Annotated in this window: 17 protein-coding genes; 9 read left to right on the top strand and 8 right to left on the bottom strand. The window is 37.5% G+C overall.

Annotated features, from left to right (window positions below; translation table 11 throughout):
• Nucleotides 1-256 precede the first annotated feature (256 nt).
• Complete coding sequence (locus tag EKL95_RS12115) at nucleotides 257-1,663, top strand: APC family permease (protein ID WP_126456055.1); 1,407 nt, start codon at nucleotides 257-259, stop codon at nucleotides 1,661-1,663.
• Nucleotides 1,664-2,073: 410 nt separating this feature from the next.
• Here EKL95_RS12115 and EKL95_RS12110 read toward each other — a convergent pair whose 3' ends face one another.
• The gene (locus EKL95_RS12110; RefSeq protein ID WP_126461404.1) at nucleotides 2,074-3,522 is read right to left on the bottom strand and encodes a glyceraldehyde-3-phosphate dehydrogenase; all 1,449 of its coding nucleotides are present in this window, start codon (nucleotides 3,520-3,522) and stop codon (nucleotides 2,074-2,076) included.
• 160 nt (nucleotides 3,523-3,682) lie between these two features.
• Nucleotides 3,683-5,083: a trypsin-like peptidase domain-containing protein gene (locus EKL95_RS12105; protein ID WP_126564297.1), complete on the bottom strand. Its 1,401-nt coding sequence runs from the start codon at nucleotides 5,081-5,083 to the stop codon at nucleotides 3,683-3,685.
• A 225-nt stretch (nucleotides 5,084-5,308) separates the two neighbouring features.
• Between EKL95_RS12105 and dapF the strand changes: the two genes are divergently transcribed.
• The 6 genes from dapF to EKL95_RS12075 all read left to right on the top strand — a co-directional run bounded on the left by dapF (nucleotide 5,309) and on the right by EKL95_RS12075 (nucleotide 10,002).
• Nucleotides 5,309-6,091, top strand: a complete 783-nt coding sequence (dapF, locus tag EKL95_RS12100) for a diaminopimelate epimerase (RefSeq protein WP_126461398.1) — start codon at nucleotides 5,309-5,311, stop codon at nucleotides 6,089-6,091.
• A 66-nt stretch (nucleotides 6,092-6,157) separates the two neighbouring features.
• Nucleotides 6,158-6,682 carry an ORF6N domain-containing protein gene (locus EKL95_RS12095; protein ID WP_126461395.1) on the top strand — a complete coding sequence of 175 codons (525 nt, stop codon included), beginning with the start codon at nucleotides 6,158-6,160 and terminating at the stop codon, nucleotides 6,680-6,682.
• A 19-nt stretch (nucleotides 6,683-6,701) separates the two neighbouring features.
• Complete coding sequence (locus EKL95_RS12090; protein ID WP_126456048.1) at nucleotides 6,702-7,235, top strand: GNAT family N-acetyltransferase; 534 nt, start codon at nucleotides 6,702-6,704, stop codon at nucleotides 7,233-7,235.
• 73 nt (nucleotides 7,236-7,308) lie between these two features.
• Nucleotides 7,309-8,349: an endolytic transglycosylase MltG gene (gene mltG / locus EKL95_RS12085; RefSeq protein ID WP_126562978.1), complete on the top strand. Its 1,041-nt coding sequence runs from the start codon at nucleotides 7,309-7,311 to the stop codon at nucleotides 8,347-8,349.
• A gap of 2 nt (nucleotides 8,350-8,351) precedes the next feature.
• Nucleotides 8,352-9,263 (top strand): DUF2279 domain-containing protein, encoded by a 912-nt coding sequence (locus tag EKL95_RS12080; RefSeq protein WP_126564296.1) that lies wholly within the window; start codon nucleotides 8,352-8,354, stop codon nucleotides 9,261-9,263.
• Nucleotides 9,264-9,360: 97 nt separating this feature from the next.
• Nucleotides 9,361-10,002 carry a peptidoglycan-binding protein LysM gene (locus EKL95_RS12075; RefSeq protein WP_126564295.1) on the top strand — a complete coding sequence of 214 codons (642 nt, stop codon included), beginning with the start codon at nucleotides 9,361-9,363 and terminating at the stop codon, nucleotides 10,000-10,002.
• Between the two features lie 744 nt (nucleotides 10,003-10,746).
• Here the strand turns inward: EKL95_RS12075 and scpA are convergent.
• The 6 genes from scpA to udk form a co-directional block, all read right to left on the bottom strand.
• On the bottom strand, nucleotides 10,747-12,885 hold the full coding sequence (scpA, locus tag EKL95_RS12070; protein WP_126562976.1) for a methylmalonyl-CoA mutase: 2,139 nt from the start codon (nucleotides 12,883-12,885) through the stop codon (nucleotides 10,747-10,749).
• Between the two features lie 34 nt (nucleotides 12,886-12,919).
• Entirely contained in the window at nucleotides 12,920-13,216 is a 297-nt protein-coding gene (locus EKL95_RS12065; RefSeq protein WP_126456040.1) for a type II toxin-antitoxin system RelE/ParE family toxin, read from the bottom strand.
• Complete coding sequence (locus EKL95_RS12060) at nucleotides 13,206-13,439, bottom strand: hypothetical protein (protein WP_126461382.1); 234 nt, start codon at nucleotides 13,437-13,439, stop codon at nucleotides 13,206-13,208. Before EKL95_RS12060 ends, EKL95_RS12065 begins: the two co-directional genes overlap by 11 nt.
• A gap of 67 nt (nucleotides 13,440-13,506) precedes the next feature.
• Nucleotides 13,507-14,871, bottom strand: a complete 1,365-nt coding sequence (locus EKL95_RS12055; protein ID WP_126562975.1) for a methylmalonyl-CoA mutase subunit beta — start codon at nucleotides 14,869-14,871, stop codon at nucleotides 13,507-13,509.
• A gap of 127 nt (nucleotides 14,872-14,998) precedes the next feature.
• On the bottom strand, nucleotides 14,999-15,319 hold the full coding sequence (locus EKL95_RS12050) for an FtsB family cell division protein (protein ID WP_126456033.1): 321 nt from the start codon (nucleotides 15,317-15,319) through the stop codon (nucleotides 14,999-15,001).
• Between the two features lie 142 nt (nucleotides 15,320-15,461).
• Nucleotides 15,462-16,070, bottom strand: coding sequence for a uridine kinase (udk, locus tag EKL95_RS12045; RefSeq protein WP_126461373.1), 609 nt, complete (start codon nucleotides 16,068-16,070; stop codon nucleotides 15,462-15,464).
• Between the two features lie 149 nt (nucleotides 16,071-16,219).
• Here udk and EKL95_RS12040 point away from each other — a divergent pair, with 149 nt between their 5' ends.
• Nucleotides 16,220-16,801 carry a Crp/Fnr family transcriptional regulator gene (locus tag EKL95_RS12040; RefSeq protein ID WP_126564294.1) on the top strand — a complete coding sequence of 194 codons (582 nt, stop codon included), beginning with the start codon at nucleotides 16,220-16,222 and terminating at the stop codon, nucleotides 16,799-16,801.
• 90 nt (nucleotides 16,802-16,891) lie between these two features.
• Nucleotides 16,892-17,644: a pirin family protein gene (locus tag EKL95_RS12035; RefSeq protein WP_126461367.1), complete on the top strand. Its 753-nt coding sequence runs from the start codon at nucleotides 16,892-16,894 to the stop codon at nucleotides 17,642-17,644.
• Nucleotides 17,645-17,806 lie beyond the last annotated feature (162 nt).

Here is a 17,806-nt window from a genome sequence, read left to right as displayed (position 1 = left end):
TATAAAAAACCTAATTTTAAATACAATAAATAGCTGTAAATCAAAACAATAAAACCTTAACTTAATGACATTGGGGTCACGCCCAAAGGAACAACTACACTCTTAACCACTCACCACTCACTTTTCACGATTCACTTTGTTGTCACTTTCTCAGTCCTTTTTATGAAATTTCCAAAAAAAGTATATCTTTAGCCAATTAAAAACCCAAAACCCAAAACCCAAAACCCAAAACCCAAAACCCAAAACCCAAAAAAACATGGAAGACCATAAACCAGACGATTTTAAAAGAGAATTAGGATTACTCGACGGAACCATGCTTGTGGTGGGTTCTATGATAGGTTCCGGGATATTTATTGTGAGCTCGGATATGGTGCGACAGCTGGGTTCTGCGGGTTGGTTGATTGCCATGTGGGTGCTTACAGGAACGATTACCGTGATTGCTGCCGTGAGTTATGGTGAGTTGAGCGCGATGTTTCCTAAAGCGGGCGGGCAGTATGTGTACATCAAGGAAGCCTACGGGAAACTGGTGGGTTTTTTGTACGGTTGGAGTTTCTTTGCGGTTATTCAAACCGGTACCATTGCTGCCGTGGGTGTGGCTTTTGCTAAATTTGCCGCCTATTTATACGCGCCTTTAAGTGATAAGAATATTTTATATGAGATAGGGGATTTTAAACTCAATGCCGCCCAGATTGTGTCTATTTTCACGATAATTTTGTTGAGTTACATCAACAGCCGTGGGGTAAAAAACTCTAAGATTTTACAGACGGTTCTGACGGTTATCAAAATTCTGTCGTTGGCAGGTTTGATTATTTTTGGTTTTATGGCTGCCAAAGCAGAAGTTTGGGACGCGAACTGGAACAATGTCTGGACGTCACAAGCCCTGAATGTGGAAACGGGTTCGTGGTTGCCTATTAGCGGAACGGCGTTGATATCAGGAATTTCGGCAGCACTAGTAGGTTCAATGTTCTCTAGTGTGGCTTGGGAAGGAGTAACTTTTATAGCTGGAGAAATAAAAAATCCAAAACGCAACGTGGGATTGAGTTTGTTTTTAGGAACCTTAATCGTGAGTGTGATTTATATTTTGGCTAACTTGATGTACTTGGCTGTTGTGCCTTTGTATGAAATTGCTACGGCCGAATCAGATCGTGTGGCTGTTGTGGCTTCGCAACGTATTTTTGGTTCGGTGGGAACATTAATAATCGCGGTGATGATTATGATTTCGACTTTTGCCTGTAACAACGGATTGATTATGGCGGGTGCCAGAGTGTATTATACGATGGCGCAAGATGGTGTTTTCTTCAAGAAAGCTGCTGAATTGAATCATGCCAGCGTTCCGGCTTGGTCTATCTGGGCGCAGTGTATCTGGGCTTCGGCGTTGTGTTTGACAGGAAAATATGGGGATTTATTGGATTTTGTGGTTATCATCGTTTTGATATTTTATATTCTGACTATTCTCGGAATATTTATTCTGCGCAAGAAAATGCCAGATGCCGAAAGACCGTATAAAGCTTTTGGATATCCATTTTTACCGGCACTGTATCTAATTATCGCGACAGCAATTTGTATAGCCTTGTTGTATACCAAAACCAGTACAAGCGGTTGGGGTGTTTTGATTATGCTGATTGGTATTCCGGTGTATTATTTGACAAAAGCTAAGGAATAGTTTTTTTAATTATGAGTTATGAATTTGCGGATGTTAAATCGAATTTTCAAATAAGACTTTTTAAAAAATCAGTAAAAATCAGTAAAAATCTGCTAAAATCCGCGTCATCAGCGTACCAATTCAACACAGTAATGACAAATTAACACACATAAAAAATCTGCTAAAATCCGCGTCATCAGCGTACCAATTCAACACAGTAATAACAAATTAACACACATAAAAAATCCGCGTCATCTGCGTGCCAATTCGGTGTAATAGGAACAAAAAAATCCGTCTCGTTTTTCCTAACGGGACGGATTTTCTATTGAATTCAGGCTGGGTTGCGGTTGTTCCAAATTTAAAACTAAGGGGACTAAAACTAAAACTAAAAAAAAATTACAATCGCAAATCCACAACCTGTAAACGGCAGGCTAGTAATACGTAAAACGCCTTACTTTGGCAATGTATTTAGCCAATCTAATAACTTGATGGCTGTAGCCGTATTCGTTGTCGTACCAAATGTACAACACAATATTTTTTCCGTCTTTTGAAACAATGGTGGCGTTGCTGTCATAAATGGCAGGCTGCGATGTGCCGACGATATCCGATGAAACCAATTCGTTATTCATCGAATATTTGATTTGCTCGACTAATTCGCCTTCCAATGCATATTTTTTCATGATAGCATTGATTTCTAACAGCGATGTTTCTCTGGATACTTCCAGATTCAAGACGACCAAAGAGCCATTAGGAACCGGTACCCGAATGGCATTCGACGTTAATTTTCCCTCTAATGAAGGCAATGCTTTTGCAACAGCACTTCCGGCACCCGTTTCGGTAATCACCATATTCAAAGCGGCGGCTCTTCCACGACGGTATTTTTTGTGCATGTTGTCCACAAGATTCTGGTCGTTTGTGTACGCATGGATGGTCTCCAGATGTCCTTTGACAACGCCCAAAGTATCCTCAACAGCTTTCAAGATTGGCGTGATAGCGTTCGTAGTGCACGATGCCGCCGAAAAGATATTGATTTCATCCGGGTTGTATTCGTTGTGGTTTACGCCATGAACAATATTAGGAACTCCTTTTCCGGGAGCGGTAAGCAATACTTTTTCCACACCTTTGGAAACCAAATGGCGGCTTAGTGCTTCGTGTGTGGTAAAAGCACCCGTGTTGTCAATAACCAATGCATTATCGATTCCAAAAAGCGTATAATCAATTTCTTCAGGTCCGTTTGCCGTAATAATGTGTACAGTGGTTCCGTTGATAATCAAAGCATTATTTTCAGGATCAGCCGTTACGGAGCCTTGAAAATCACCATGAATCGAATCGTAACGCAATAAAGAAGCTCTTTTTTCAAGAGAATTAGCATCATTTTTATCGCGTGTTACGATGGCACGCAATCGCAATTGACTTCCTTTTCCGGTTTTCGACATTAATTCTCTGGCTAATAAACGACCAATGCGACCAAAACCATACAGCACCACATCTTTTGGTTGAATTTCCTCTGAATTTTTGGCATTTTTTAATTTGTCAATGACAAAATACTTGGCGTCAGGATATGTATCTTCTTCTAAACCATATTCGTACGTCAGTTTTCCAATGTCTAATTTTGCAGGCGGTAAATTCAATTCTAAAATCGCTTTTGCAATTTTAACCGAATCAAATACTGAAATGGGTTTGCCTACAAATTCAGCCGCATATTCATGCAGGTTGATAATATCACTAACATTCCTGTCGATTAGCGGGTTTCTAAATAAAACCATCTCAATGGATTTATCATACCATAAATCGCTGATAATTTTAATCAGTTTTACTCCTGCACGTCGCCTGTCGGCTTGAAAAGAAACTTCCTTTTCGTATAAAGTTGTAGTTGCCATGTTGAAAATTTAATGAAAATAAAGGATTGTATTTTTTAAAATTTGGCGCAAAAATACCCATTTCAATCGATTTCGTAAGCTATTTTTGGATTTATTTTAAAAATAAAAAAGCCACCCTGAAATATCAAGATGGCTTTGGTTTTTTTAAAACAGGAATGCGCTAGAGAATTACACGCATGACTTCTCCGTTTTTAGTAATCATTTCGATGCGTATGGTTTGGTTTTCCTCTTTTTTACTTAAAAGTTGGGATACCGTTGCAACATCCGTAGCTTTGACATTGTCAATACTCAAGATAATATTTCCCACCAGCTCGTCTTCGTATTGCTTCAGATTTTGGCTGCTTATGGATTTGATTCGCACGCCATAATCGATTTTGAATTTCTGCTTGTCAGCAGCCTCAATATTTTCTAATTCGATGCCTTTAAACTCCGCGCTGAAAAATTCATTTTTGCTAAGCACTACAGGAGCTACTCTTGTTTTTCCATCTCTGATATAGGTAACCTGTATTTTGTCATTGGGTCTTTTCGTATTGATGTATCCGGAAAGATCCGCAAAAGTAGCCACATTTAATTCGTCTAATTTGATGATGACATCTCCTTTTTCAAGTCCTGATTTTTCAGCTCCTGAATTTTTGGTGACTTTATTAATGTAAAAGCCTTGTGTTTGATTGATTCCCAGTTCTTTAGAAGTCATGCTATTTAGTTCGCCTCCTTCAACACCAAGAATTCCGCGTTGTACATTCCCGTATTCCATGAGATCCTCAATGATTTTTCGGGCAATATTCGAAGGAACCGCAAACGAATAGCCTACATAAGAACCGGTCATGGAGGAAATCATCGTGTTGATTCCGATCAGTTCACCACGCGTGTTCACTAAGGCACCACCACTGTTTCCGGGGTTTACCGCAGCATCTGTTTGTATGAAAGACTGAATTCCGCTGGTGCCTAAATCTCTGGCTTTCGCCGAAACAATTCCGGCTGTTACCGTAGAGGTTAAATTATACGGATTTCCGACAGCCAAAACCCATTCACCCACTTTCACCGAATCAGAATTGGCAAAAACAGTATACGGTAATTTTTCATTCGCATCAATTTTCAATAAAGCAATATCCATTTTAGAGTCGGTTCCAATAAGTTTTGCCATGTATGATTTTTTGTTGTTTAAGGTAATTTCAATTTCTGATGCGCCTTTGATGACGTGATTATTGGTCACTATATAACCGTCCTCAGAAATGATTACTCCGGAACCTGTTCCTACTTGTTCCTGGGATTGTCCGCCTTTATACCCATAAAAATATTCTAAAATAGGATTGGTAATCGTTCTGCGGGAGACGTTTTTTACGTGTACCACCGTATGAATTGTTTTTTCTGCAGCCTCGGTAAAATCAAGAATCTCGGGAGACAGTCCTACTTTCGTTTCATACGAATCAGATGCAGCTGTTACCAAGGCATTTTTTTCACTGGAAAAATACCCATTGGTATCAAATAATAATTTGTAAGCGCCAAGTGTGACTCCCCCACTCAACAACGAAACCAAAAAAAGAGTTGAAATTTTTTTCATATGTAGATAATATTTGTTTTTTATAGGAATATGGTATCGCCAGATCTTCATTGGTGTTTGCGACAGCTTCTGTCATGGCGATTTCATAATTAAATTCGTTTATTAAGATATTTACTTGTAAAATTAAAAATAAAATAGCTTCCTAAAATACAGTTTAACGCTCTTTAACAATGATTAACATTTCATTAATAGTTCGTACTTTTGTAGCACACAATAGAAATTAAAATGCAACTACAATTTTATAAATACCAAGGAACAGGAAATGATTTTGTCCTGATTGATAATCGTTCGAATTTTTTTCCAAAAGAGAATACACAACACATTGCGCACTTGTGCGACAGACGTTTTGGAATAGGTGGTGATGGTCTTATTTTATTGGAAAACGACCCTGTAACCGATTTCAAAATGGTTTATTACAATTCCGATGGAAACCAAAGTTCCATGTGTGGCAATGGTGGACGCTGTTTAGTGGCTTTCGCCAAAAAGCTGCAGGTAATTGAGAATAAAGCTACTTTCATAGCCACAGATGGTTTGCATCACGCCACAATTGACGATGACGGATTGGTATCATTACAAATGATTGATGTTGATGCCGTAAAAGTCAGTACAGATCATGTGTTTCTAGATACGGGATCGCCGCATCATGTACAACTGGTAGACGATCTGGAAAATTACAATATCAAGGAAAACGGAGCTGCTATTCGATACGGAGATTTGTACGGGAAAGCAGGAAGTAACATCAATTTTGTCAAACAAATTGACGATGCCACTTTCTCTATGCGAACGTATGAAAGAGGCGTAGAGGATGAAACACTTTCTTGCGGAACAGGCGCAACAGCAGTAGCAATTGCAATGAACGTTATTGGAAAAACGAATGCTACTTCGATCGATTTAAATGTAGAAGGTGGAAAATTAGTCGTTTCTTTTGATAAAGGAGAAGGAAAATTCACTAATGTTTTTCTGAAGGGGCCAGCTGAATTTGTATTTAAAGGAACAATTATTATTTAATTAGGAAGCTAAAGGATTTAATTTTTATTCAGTTAAAAAATAATTTTCACGAACAAAGTAGAAAATATGGTTAAAGCAATTATGATTCCGGATGATATTATCAGCAGTAAAATTTATTTGATAAGAGATCAAAAAGTTATGTTAGATAAAGATTTGTCGGAACTTTATGCGGTAGAAAACAAACAACTCAAGCGGCAGGTTCGTAGGAACATAGAACGCTTTCCAGAAGATTTTATGTTTGAACTTAATCAGTTAGAATTCGATAATTTGAGGAGCCAAATTGGCACCTCAAGTTGGGGAGGAACAAGGTATATGCCTATGGCATTCACAGAACAAGGTGTCGCAATGTTGTCAAGTGTACTTAACAGCACTACTGCTATAAAAGTAAATATTCAAATTATACGTGTTTTCACAAAAATAAGAGCGATGCTTACCGATACTATGAGTATGAAATTAGAAATTGAAGAAATTAAAAAGAAACTCTCCAATCACACTAAAAATATAGAACTTGTGTTTAATTATCTTGATGAACTAATTGACAAAAAAGATAATACCGAACCTAGAAAAAAAATAGGGTATAAAAATAATTAAGTAAAATCTTAATTTTAAAATGAAAACATTAAAAGGAGACAATATCTACATTCGGGCATTAGAACCCAATGATCTGGAGTTTGTATATGCCATAGAAAACGACCAGAGCATTTGGGAAGTCAGCAATACGCATACGCCATTCAGCCGGTTTTTAGTCAAGCAATATTTAGAAAATGCCCATCAGGATATTTATGAAGCCAAGCAATTGCGATTGGCTATTTGTCAGGATCAGGATTTCCCGGCCTTGGGTTTGATCGATTTATTTGATTTTGATCCAAAGAATAACAGGGCGGGAGTAGGTATTGTCATTCAAAAAAGCAAAAATCGAAAACAGAATATTGGTTCCGAAGCTTTGGAATTATTAATTGAATATGCTTTTTATAATCTAAATTTACACCAGTTATATGCAAATATTGGAACCGAAAATGAAGCTAGTAAAGCGCTTTTTACTAAATTTGGATTCAAAATGACAGGAGTCAAAAAGGAGTGGACTTTTGTGAATGGTATTTATAAAGACGAAGCTGTTTTTCAATTGATCAATACTAAATTTTAAAAAATGTAGTTTTAATTCATCATAATTTCAAACTAAAGTTAAAAATACTACTTTTCCAATAAAAATACCATATATGAATTTAAAGAAAATTATTACCATTACCGCTGTTGTTTTAATAGGAATACTGATGCTATACGGATTGGTTATTTTGCGCCAAATTTTTTCTTCTAACACCAAATTCTCAGAGAACGAAGTGTACGTGTACGTGCCAACGGATTCCAATTACGAAGAGGTCAAAAAAATAATTGCTCCGTATGTCGAAAACTTGGATCGTTTTGAGATGGTGGCCAATAAACGAGGCTATTCTGATAATGTAATTCCGGGGCGTTTTTTATTCAAAAAGGGAATGAACAGTTATGAACTGGTAAAAACATTGCGTCTTAATTCAGCAGTAAAGTTGGCTTTTAATAATCAGGAACGTATTGAGAATTTAGCCGGGCGTGTAGGTTCACAAATTGAAGCGGATAGCTTGTCATTACTGACTTCCTTCAAAGATTCTATTTTCTTGAAAGAAAACGGGTTCAATGAAGAGACTGTTTTGGTACTGTTTATTCCAAATACATACGAGATTTATTGGAACACTACCGCTGAAAAGTTCCGTGATAAAATGATTAAGGAATACCGTAATTTTTGGAACAAGGAAAGAGTTGCCAAAGCGCAAAAACAGGGACTTACTTCCATCGAAGCGACTATTCTGGCTTCAATTGTTCACAAAGAATCCGTAAAAAAAGACGAGAGACCAAGAATAGCCGGCGTGTATCTCAATCGGTTGCGAACGGGAATGCCATTGCAGGCAGATCCAACGGTAATATTTGCGATAAAGAAAAAAGCAAACGATTTTGATCAGGTTATCAAAAGGGTTTTCTACAAAGATTTGACAATGGCACATCCGTATAATACCTATATGAATGTAGGACTGCCTCCTGGACCTATCGCTATGCCTGATATTACAGCCATGGAAGCGGTTTTGGATCCTGAGAAAAACAATTTTATTTATTTTTGTGCCAGCGTGGAACGTTTTGGATACCATGAGTTTGCTGCCACATTAACGGAACACAATAAAAACGCCAAAAAATATTCGGATTGGATCAACAGCCAAGGCGTAAAAAGATAGTTTTGGGATTAAAAAAAGGGATTTTATTTTTATTTTTAGTGGGTTTCCAAACTGTATTTGCCCAAGAGCGTGCGGAATCTTTTTTTAAACCCTCCGATTCTTTGAATAGGAAAAAGCAAAAAGGGGTGTTTGTTGCTGAAGGTGCTTTGACCGCAGGAACGCTGATCGGTTTAAACCAACTTTGGTACGCTGATTATCCCAAATCTGATTTTCATTTTATAAATGACAATACTGATTGGCTACAGATGGACAAATCTGGGCATGTATTTTCTTCGTATCATCTGGGACGTCTTGGTGCCCAAATGCTGCAGTGGAGTGGGGCTTCTAAAAAAAATCAGCTACTATACGGAGCCGGCTTGGGCTTTGCATTTCTTACCGCCGTTGAGGTTCTGGATGGATATTCTGCTGCGTGGGGTGCCTCCTATGGCGATATAATTGCCAATGCTTCCGGGACAGCTTTATACGTTTCTCAGGAATTAATCTGGAATGAACAGCGTATTACCCCTAAATTCTCTTTTCATACCACCCAATATGCCAATTACAGACCGGAAGTTTTGGGCAGTTCTTTTACAGAGCAAATTTTAAAAGACTATAATGGACAAACCTATTGGCTTTCTGTTAATTTGCACTCTTTTGCAAAACGCTCCAGGATTCCAAAATGGCTAAATATAGCTTTGGGTTACGGAGCCGAAGGAATGCTGAACGGAAATAGCGGTAATAACGCTTTTTCAACTACAAATCCACAAAGATTCCGACAGTTTTATTTGAGTATTGATGTTGATCTGACGAAAATAAAGACGCAGTCCCATTTTTTAAAGACTGTTTTTTCCGTTCTGAACACGGTTAAAATTCCGGCACCTACAATTGAATTCGTGCGTTTTAACGATATAAAATACCACTTCATTTATTTTTAGAAAAGTTTAACTACTTGATTATCAGTATTATTATTTTTGTTGTATCTTTGTGCATAGAAATTTCTTAACGGGACAGCGTTTTGAAGAAAAACAATTTATGATTAAGAAGTGGTCTTTTTACGCAGGTCTGACTGTGATTACAGTTTTTTTAAGCTCAGGTTTTAAACCGTTTAACCTAGAAACCAGCCCTTGGTTTCTTATTAATGAAGATGAGGGAGCACACTACTTATTTCCTTCTGAAGAACAAAATGAATACACCAAATTAAACATTCCTTTTACCGGAAATTTCTTTATCGGTTTTAAAGAAGCTATTGGATATAGAGAATCCGAAAGTAAATACAAAAAAGTGAACTCCCTCGGATATATGGGAAAATATCAGTTTGGTATTGAGACACTTAAATCGGTTGGAGTCTATAATCGGTCTGCCTTTTTGAATAGTCCTGAATTACAGGAAAAAGCATTTCTAGCGCTACTGGCGAAAAACAAATGGGAGCTGAAAAGAGAAATTGAAAAATACGAAGGCACTATATTAAACGGAATATTCGTTACCGAATCCGGGATATTAGCGGCAGCTCACCTTGGCGGAGCAGGCTCTGTAAAAAAATATTTTAAAAATAAAGGAAAACGAAATTTTAGAGACGCTTATGGTAGTTCTATAAAAAGCTATATGAAAATGTTTGGCGGGTATGATACTTCGTGTATTATTGCGGATAATAATGCAAAGGCAAAAAACATTTAATTCCTTTTTTATTCTAAAAAAAGAGGCTGTCATTATTTGACGGCCTCTTTTCTTTTATCCCATAGTCGAATTATTTAGCCTTAAGGATTTCTCTATTGGGACGCACCACCAAATTGATGGTTTCCTTCTATTTTTGATTTTTGCTTTCTCCGTTTCTTGAACATTTGATACGATTGCAATGCTTAAAAGAAGCAAAATAATAAGTGTTTTTGTGGAGTAAAACGGAACAAAGCTTCTCGATACGCTTCGCACTCGAAGTGACGTGTATCGAGAACCGTTTTTAATACTAATTTTCTAGTTCTCGATATAATCCCGCCTAAAAGCGGGATCACTCGAACTGACGAAAATTCCCATCAAAAACTAATTACCCCCAACGGGTTACTTGTAATAAATGACTAAAGGTAAGACGTGTTATTTTTTTAAATATTTAATTTAATGTTTATCAATAAGTAAGTCGAAAGTTTAAAAGTCGTAAAGTCAAAAGAATTAACTTTAAGTAAAACAGCTTTAAATCATATTGTTACATAATTTTATCTTGATTTTAAAATACGACATTATACCATGGTTATTACTTATTTTAAAAAAAATGGTAAAAATTAGTGTAATTCATAGCTAACTTTTTTAGAAATAGTTCTGTTTTGTAAACGTAGTCCGTTTAGCGGATAGGCATCTGATTTAAAACAAAAAACACCAGTCTTTCGATTGATGTTCTTAAATTTTGAGTCAAAATAATAGGCTGTGGTTTTAGTCGAAACTGTCCATTAAAATGTCTAATATCTTAATAGCCGCTTCACTGATTTTTGTGCCAGGGCCAAAAACGGCAACCGCACCGGCATCAAATAGAAACTGATAATCTTGTGCCGGAATTACGCCACCTACCACGACCATAATATCTTCTCGATCGTATTTTTTAAGTTCTGCAATAACTTGTGGTACCAGCGTTTTGTGTCCTGCCGCCAGTGAGGAAACTCCCAGGATGTGCACATCATTCTCTATCGCTTGTTTGGCCGCTTCGGCTGGTGTTTGAAAAAGGGGGCCAATGTCAACATCAAAACCTACATCAGCATACCCGGTAGCCACCACTTTAGCGCCACGATCGTGACCATCTTGTCCCATTTTGGCAATCATGATTCTAGGGCGACGTCCTTCTTTCTTTGCAAATTCATCTGCCAGTTGTTTTGCTTTTTCAAAGCTTTTGTCGTCTTTTATTTCTTTGCTATACACACCGCTAAAGGATTTAATTTGTGCTTTGTATCTTCCAAAAACTGTTTCCAGCGCATCGCTGATTTCTCCCAGCGTAGTTCTGTTTCGAGCGGCTTCAACCGCTATTTCCAGTAAATTTCCTTCACCAGTTTGCGCACAAAGGATTAATTTTTTCAGCGATTCCTGCACTTTTTCAGTAGCTCTGGTCGCTTTGATTCGGTCTAATTGTTCCAATTGTTGCTTGCGGACCATTTGATTGTCCACATCCAAAATCTGTAAAGGGTCTTCTTTTTCTAATCTATATTTGTTAACGCCCACAATAATATCCTGCCCGCTGTCTATTCTCGCTTGTTTTCTGGCTGCTGCTTCCTCGATTCTAAGTTTCGGAATTCCGGATTCAATAGCTTTGGTCATACCGCCCAGTTCTTCTACCTCTTGAATGAGTTTCCAGGCACTTTCAGCAATTTCATTTGTCAGACTTTCTACATAATAACTACCTGCCCAAGGATCAACCGTTTTGGTAATTTTAGTTTCGTCTTGTAAATAAAGTTGTGTGTTTCTGGCAATTCTGGCCGAGAAATCTGTTGGTAACGCAATTGCTTCATCTAAGGCGTTGGTATGCAAAGATTGTGTGCCTCCAAAAGCTGCTGCTGCTGCTTCAATACAGGTTCTTGCCACATTGTTAAAGGGATCTTGCTCGGTTAAACTCCATCCCGAAGTTTGACAATGGGTTCGTAACGCTAATGATTTATCGTCTTTTGGTTCAAATTGCTTTACTAATTTTGCCCAGATCATTCTTCCTGCTCGCATTTTGGCAATTTCCATAAAATGGTTCATTCCAATCGCCCAGAAAAAGGACAGTCGTGGGGCGAATTCATCAATTTTCATTCCGGTTGCTAATCCAGTTCTGATGTATTCCAATCCATCGGCCAGCGTGTACGCCAGTTCAATATCAGCCGTGGCTCCCGCTTCTTGCATGTGGTAGCCAGAAATGGAAATCGAGTTGAATTTGGGCATTTTTTTGCTGGTAAATTCAAAAATATCAGCAATGATTTTCATCGAAGGCGTTGGCGGATAAATATAGGTATTACGGACCATGAACTCTTTGAGAATATCATTTTGTATTGTACCGGAAAGCAACTCGGGTGCTACGCCTTGTTCTTCGGCGGCGACAATATAGAAAGCCATAATAGGTAAAACAGCGCCATTCATTGTCATAGAAACGGACATTTCATTAAGCGGAATTTGGTCGAATAATACTTTCATGTCTTCCACGGAGTCAATGGCAACTCCTGCTTTCCCCACATCGCCCACTACGCGCTCATGATCGGAATCATAGCCGCGGTGTGTGGGTAAATCAAAAGCAATGGATAGTCCTTTTTGACCCGCAGCCAGATTCCTCCTGTAAAAAGCATTGCTTTCTTCGGCAGTTGAAAATCCGGCATATTGACGCACCGTCCATGGTCGGCGGACGTACATTGTGGTGTATGGGCCGCGTAAATTGGGAGCAAAACCAGCCCCAAAATCAAGATGAGTAAGATTCTTAATATCTTGTTCTGAATACGTAGGTTTTACTTCTATTCCTTCTGCAGTTAGAAATGCATCAGACACAGCATTTTCATGCTCGACTTTTAGCGCTGTACTTTTTAATTGTATGTGTTGTAAATCTTTTCTTTTCATTTGTTTAGTACAAAGATTATAGTTTTTTGAAATTTTAATTCCTTTCAGTCCATATTTCAGTATTTCTTGAAGTATGAAAAATAGCTGTAATGACAATTATGTTCTCGTAGCTGTTGAAATGAATTAAGTATGGAAAATTTTCAATTAAAGCTACTCTGGTCTTATCATATCTTATTTGAAAAAGTAATGGATTTGACTTAATTATTTTTAAACTTTCCTTGAACGAATTGGAGAACGTATCGCCCAATTTAGGGTGAATGCCTTTGTACCAATCCAAAGCTGTTTTGAAATCAAGTTTAGCTTCCTCTACAATTACAATTTTATAACCCACCGTCAATATCTTTTAGAAAATCATCAATATCTTGAGCTGAAGATGGATTCTTAAGATATTTCTCAGTTCTTTCTCTAACTTGGTCCATTTGCCATTGAGGGATTTCTAAAGTATTCGACTTTGGAAGAATAATCACTTCAACTTCATCAGCATTAAAATCATTCGGCAGTGTGATGCTTATTTTGTGATTTTTCACCTTAACGATTTGTCTTATGGGTTCCATTATTTTATGTTTTTAGCAAAGTAAATATACTCTTTTCCAATGGTATTAAATAACAGCGTCGGGCTTACTATTCAAGATCCAATCGTTCCTGTTCCGTTTTTTCTGCCAGACGTTTTTCGATTATGGGTGTAATCAAGGTTTTTCTTGGTTTGACTTTTACAAAAGGAAACAATTCTAAATCGTGTTTCATTTTATCCTGTTTGTTAGGATGTTTGTTTGTTCCCAATAAAATTTCTTTCCCAGAATCAAATAGTTCCTGCGCGGTATCCGCACTTTCCTGAATTTTTCTTTTGATGATTCCGTCATTAAGTTGTTTCAGGAAACCGCCATTTGCCTCTATGTCTTTGAATAAAGCCAATGCTTTTTCCGCTATTTGATTGGTTAGGTTTTCGATATAATAACTGCCGTCTGCCGGATTGTTGACTTTGTCAAAATAACTTTCATTTTTGAGGATCAACAATTGGTTTCTCGCTATGCGGTCGCCAAATTCGTTGTCTTTGTGGTACAAAGCATCATAAGGTAAATTGGCAATAGCATCCGCTCCTCCAATAATGGCACTCATACATTCAGTTGTGGTACGCAACATATTTATATTGTAATCGTATAATGTTTTGTTACGTTTGGTAGGCGAAACGATGATGTTGCACGCTAAAGTATGGTTGTATTCCTTGGCGATGAGATTAAAAAGCAACCGCAACGCACGCAGTTTTGCAATTTCAAAAAAGTAATTTGTTCCTACGGCCACTTCAAAAACAATAGGTGTATTTATGGCGTCAATTCTATTGAAATACTCATTGGCTTGTCCCACACTATAAGCAATTTGCTGTACCATAGTGGCACCGGCATTTTGATACAACGCAGCGTTGATACTAAGTAGCGATACCGATGTTGTTGCTGCCGAAAGCAAATTCAGGGTGTCAAAATTGCTTTTTTCTTTCGTTGTAAACCAGTTTCCATCTTTGGCTAATTGTCCTATAGGATCCAGATTACAGAAAATTACAGTGTTGCTTTTCTTGGCGAAAACATCAATTTTTTTGACGAAATCGATTGAAATAAATCCCAGGTTAAAATAAACGGTAACGTTCTCTAAAGGCAATTTTTCCAATAGATCGGTAACGTTAATTGATTCGTTTTCTATTGTAAAGCGCAGGCTGTCTGCCCCGCGATTCAATGTGTCTAATGCCCGTTCTATTGATTTTTCAAGGTCGTAGACAAATATATTTTGGCAAATTCTAAATTCTGTTGCTTTTGTGGAAACGGGGAATACTTTTGTAAACTCCTCTTTGTGGTAAAAAGGTTTTACCTGAATGTCTTCCGGAGAATTCCAAACTACGGTTTCATTGTAATCCGCTCCATTGAGTTCAAATTGGATTTTTTGTTTCCATTGTTTGGAGGAAATGGGGTTGAAATCATCGAAAAGGTTTGTATCCATTTTGTTAGTCATTTTCCTCACTCCAGTCCTCGTCATAGGAGAGGGAACCGAAACTTGGTGTTCTGTTTTTAATAATTACTATAAATTGTACACTCTCTTCCCTTTGGGAATGGTTGGGAATGGGATTTTATTTTTGAATCGTGTCGCCTTCAAATTCGATGATGTAAATGTCTTCACTATCTTTTTTCATATAGTATTTTTCTCGGGCGTATTTTTCTATTTGTTCGGAATTATTTAATTGTTTGATATTCTCTTTGTCTTTTTTTATTTCGTCTTTGTAATATTCTGCATTGTCTTCCAGATCTTCAATTTGTTTGTCTAAAATGCGATGATCAAAATACGAATAGTTGTCCAGAAAAATCATCCAAGACGAAAAGAACAACAGGACCCAGACATATTTGTTGCTCAGGAATTTAAACCAAGGTTTGTCTTTATATGGATTTGTCATTTTTTTTATTTTTTTTAGCCCCGATTATAGTGGAAATCCTTTTAGTAGGTGATACTGACGAAGGAAGATTCACCTACTAAAAGATTGCAACGGAAAGCGGGAAATATCTCCTAATACTTATTCTGTTAAAATTACAACTAAATCACAGAATTTTTTGATTTATTACTGCGCGCACCACATCAATGGCTACTGTGTTGTATTTGTCATTTGGAATAATGATGTCCGCAAATGCCTTGGTTGGTTCGATGAACTGCTCGTGCATTGGCTTTAATGTGGTTTGGTATCTGTTAAGGACTTCATTCATGTCACGGCCACGTTCCATTATATCGCGTTTCATGCGTCGGATTAATCGTTCGTCAGAATCGGCATGAACGTATATTTTTACATCAAATAATTCTCTTAATTCGGGATTGGCCAAGATTAAAATTCCTTCTACAATCATCACTTTTCTGGGATGAGTAAAAACGGTATCGTCAGACCGGTTGTGGGTTACAAAGGAATAAACGGGTTGGTGAATGTTATTTCCTTCCTTTAATTCTTTGAGGTGGGCCACTAGCAACTCAAAATCAATGGCTCGGGGATGATCAAAATTGATCAATGCTCTTTCATCAAAGGAGAGTCCGTGATTTTCTTTGTAATATGAATCTTGTGAAATAATACCAACTTCTGTCTGTGGTAATTCATTCATAATCTGATGTACAACGGTTGTTTTTCCGCTTCCTGTACCACCTGCAATTCCTATAATGAGCATAAATTTTTTTATTATGTTTTTATTGGAACAAAAATAGGAATTTAATCGAGAGCAGATTTTGTTTTTTGAGGAAATCTTGCTAATTTAATATATTTACGAGTCATTTTTTAAGGGTATTTAGCTATCTTTAAATTCTAAACGAGAAACTATTGTATTCCCAAATTAATAAAAACATAAGTCGTTATGTCACTTTTGAACCCAAAGAATTAGAAATTTTCAATTCTTTGCTGGAATATAAAACCGTTGCTAAGAAAACGGTTTTACTTCAGGAAGGCGAAATGTGCCATTTTGAAGCTTTTGTCATCAAAGGTTGTGTCCGGAAATATTATATTGACGACAATGGTTTTGAAGTTATTCTGCAATTTGCCCTCGAGAATGCGTGGGTGAGCGATATTTCTTTTAGTATATACGAAGATGCACCAAGCCGTGTGTATATCGAAACATTGGAAGATTGTGATTTTTTGCTGTTCAGCCCGGAAGCAAAAGAAGAATTATTTGCCAAAGCACCAAAGTTTGAACGCGCGTTCCGCATCCTGATGCAGCGCAGTCTGGCCGTTACGCAAGACCGTTTGTTTCATACTATTTCTAAAACAGCGACCCAAAAATACATAGAGTTTCTGGAACAGTATCCCACACTATCGCAGCGCGTTGCCCAGCATTACATTGCTTCTTATCTAGGGATTTCGGCTGAGTTTTTAAGTAAAGTGAGAGCCAAAATGACAAAACTTTAAAGTCTCATAATTTTTAATTTCTTGTCCTGGTTCAATGCAGCTGCCTTTTTTTTGACGCACCTTTGCATTATATTTTTAAAGAATAGAACAATGGAAAATACAGATAAAAATACAGAAGGAGTACTTACGCATTTTGTTTTGCACAAAGGAAACACGCGGGGTCATGCCAATCACGGTTGGCTGGAATCCTATCATACGTTTAGTTTTGCGAATTATCAAAATCCAGAGCGAATGAATTTTGGCGTATTGCGCGTGCTCAATGATGACAGAGTCAATCAGGGGATGGGTTTTGGGAAACATCCGCATGACAATATGGAAATCATTTCTATTCCGCTCGAAGGCGATTTAGAACACCATGACAGTATGGGCAATACTACCGTAATCAAGGAAGGGGATATTCAGGCCATGAGTGCCGGTACCGGAATTTTTCACAGCGAATACAATAAAAATAAAGACCAGCTGGTTAAATTTTTGCAGATTTGGATTTATCCAAATAAAAAAAATGTAACGCCTCGTTATGATCAAGTTACTTTAGATTTAAACGACCGTCACAATAAACTCCAACAAATTCTATCCCCAAATCCTGAGGATGAAGGTGTTTGGATTCATCAAGATGCGTGGTTTCATATAGGGAAATTCGAAAAGGATTTTGCTGCCACGTATGCATTAAAAAAAACCGGAAACGGAATCTACGCTTTTGTTTTGAAAGGCGATTTTGCCATAGGAAACATTGCTTTAAACGAGCGAGACGGAGTAGGAATCTGGGACACCAATGCTATTAAAATTACCGCTAATTCCGCTAGTGCCGAAATCCTGTTGATGGAAGTACCCATGCAATTGTAATTGATTTTTGATGATCATACTCGTCAGTTCGAGTGATCCCGATTTTGGGCGGGATCGTATCGAGAACAAGAAAATTTTGAATTAAAAACGGTTCTCGATACGCTTCGCACTCGAACTGACGTTTGGTATAATTTAAAACGGTTCTCGATACGCTTCGCACTC

The organism is Flavobacterium sp. LB2P53 (assembly GCF_003970305.1).
GTDB lineage: Bacteria > Bacteroidota > Bacteroidia > Flavobacteriales > Flavobacteriaceae > Flavobacterium.
Note: the sequence above shows the minus strand (reverse complement) of the source record. Positions and strands in the feature narration are given on the sequence as shown.

Excerpts from the sequence above, each read along its gene's own strand:
- scpA (WP_126562976.1), bottom strand. The coding sequence starts at position 12,885 with ATGAAAAGAAAAGATTTACAACACATACAATTAAAAAGTACAGCGCTA.
- EKL95_RS12050 (WP_126456033.1), bottom strand. The coding sequence starts at position 15,319 with ATGACAAATCCATATAAAGACAAACCTTGGTTTAAATTCCTGAGCAAC.
- EKL95_RS12090 (WP_126456048.1), top strand. The coding sequence starts at position 6,702 with ATGAAAACATTAAAAGGAGACAATATCTACATTCGGGCATTAGAACCC.
- EKL95_RS12105 (WP_126564297.1), bottom strand. The coding sequence starts at position 5,083 with ATGAAAAAAATTTCAACTCTTTTTTTGGTTTCGTTGTTGAGTGGGGGA.
- mltG (WP_126562978.1), top strand. The coding sequence starts at position 7,309 with ATGAATTTAAAGAAAATTATTACCATTACCGCTGTTGTTTTAATAGGA.
- EKL95_RS12095 (WP_126461395.1), top strand. The coding sequence starts at position 6,158 with ATGGTTAAAGCAATTATGATTCCGGATGATATTATCAGCAGTAAAATT.
- EKL95_RS12055 (WP_126562975.1), bottom strand. The coding sequence starts at position 14,871 with ATGGATACAAACCTTTTCGATGATTTCAACCCCATTTCCTCCAAACAA.
- dapF (WP_126461398.1), top strand. The coding sequence starts at position 5,309 with ATGCAACTACAATTTTATAAATACCAAGGAACAGGAAATGATTTTGTC.
- udk (WP_126461373.1), bottom strand. The coding sequence starts at position 16,070 with ATGCTCATTATAGGAATTGCAGGTGGTACAGGAAGCGGAAAAACAACC.
- EKL95_RS12110 (WP_126461404.1), bottom strand. The coding sequence starts at position 3,522 with ATGGCAACTACAACTTTATACGAAAAGGAAGTTTCTTTTCAAGCCGAC.
- EKL95_RS12035 (WP_126461367.1), top strand. The coding sequence starts at position 16,892 with ATGGAAAATACAGATAAAAATACAGAAGGAGTACTTACGCATTTTGTT.
- EKL95_RS12060 (WP_126461382.1), bottom strand. The coding sequence starts at position 13,439 with ATGGAACCCATAAGACAAATCGTTAAGGTGAAAAATCACAAAATAAGC.
- EKL95_RS12075 (WP_126564295.1), top strand. The coding sequence starts at position 9,361 with ATGATTAAGAAGTGGTCTTTTTACGCAGGTCTGACTGTGATTACAGTT.
- EKL95_RS12115 (WP_126456055.1), top strand. The coding sequence starts at position 257 with ATGGAAGACCATAAACCAGACGATTTTAAAAGAGAATTAGGATTACTC.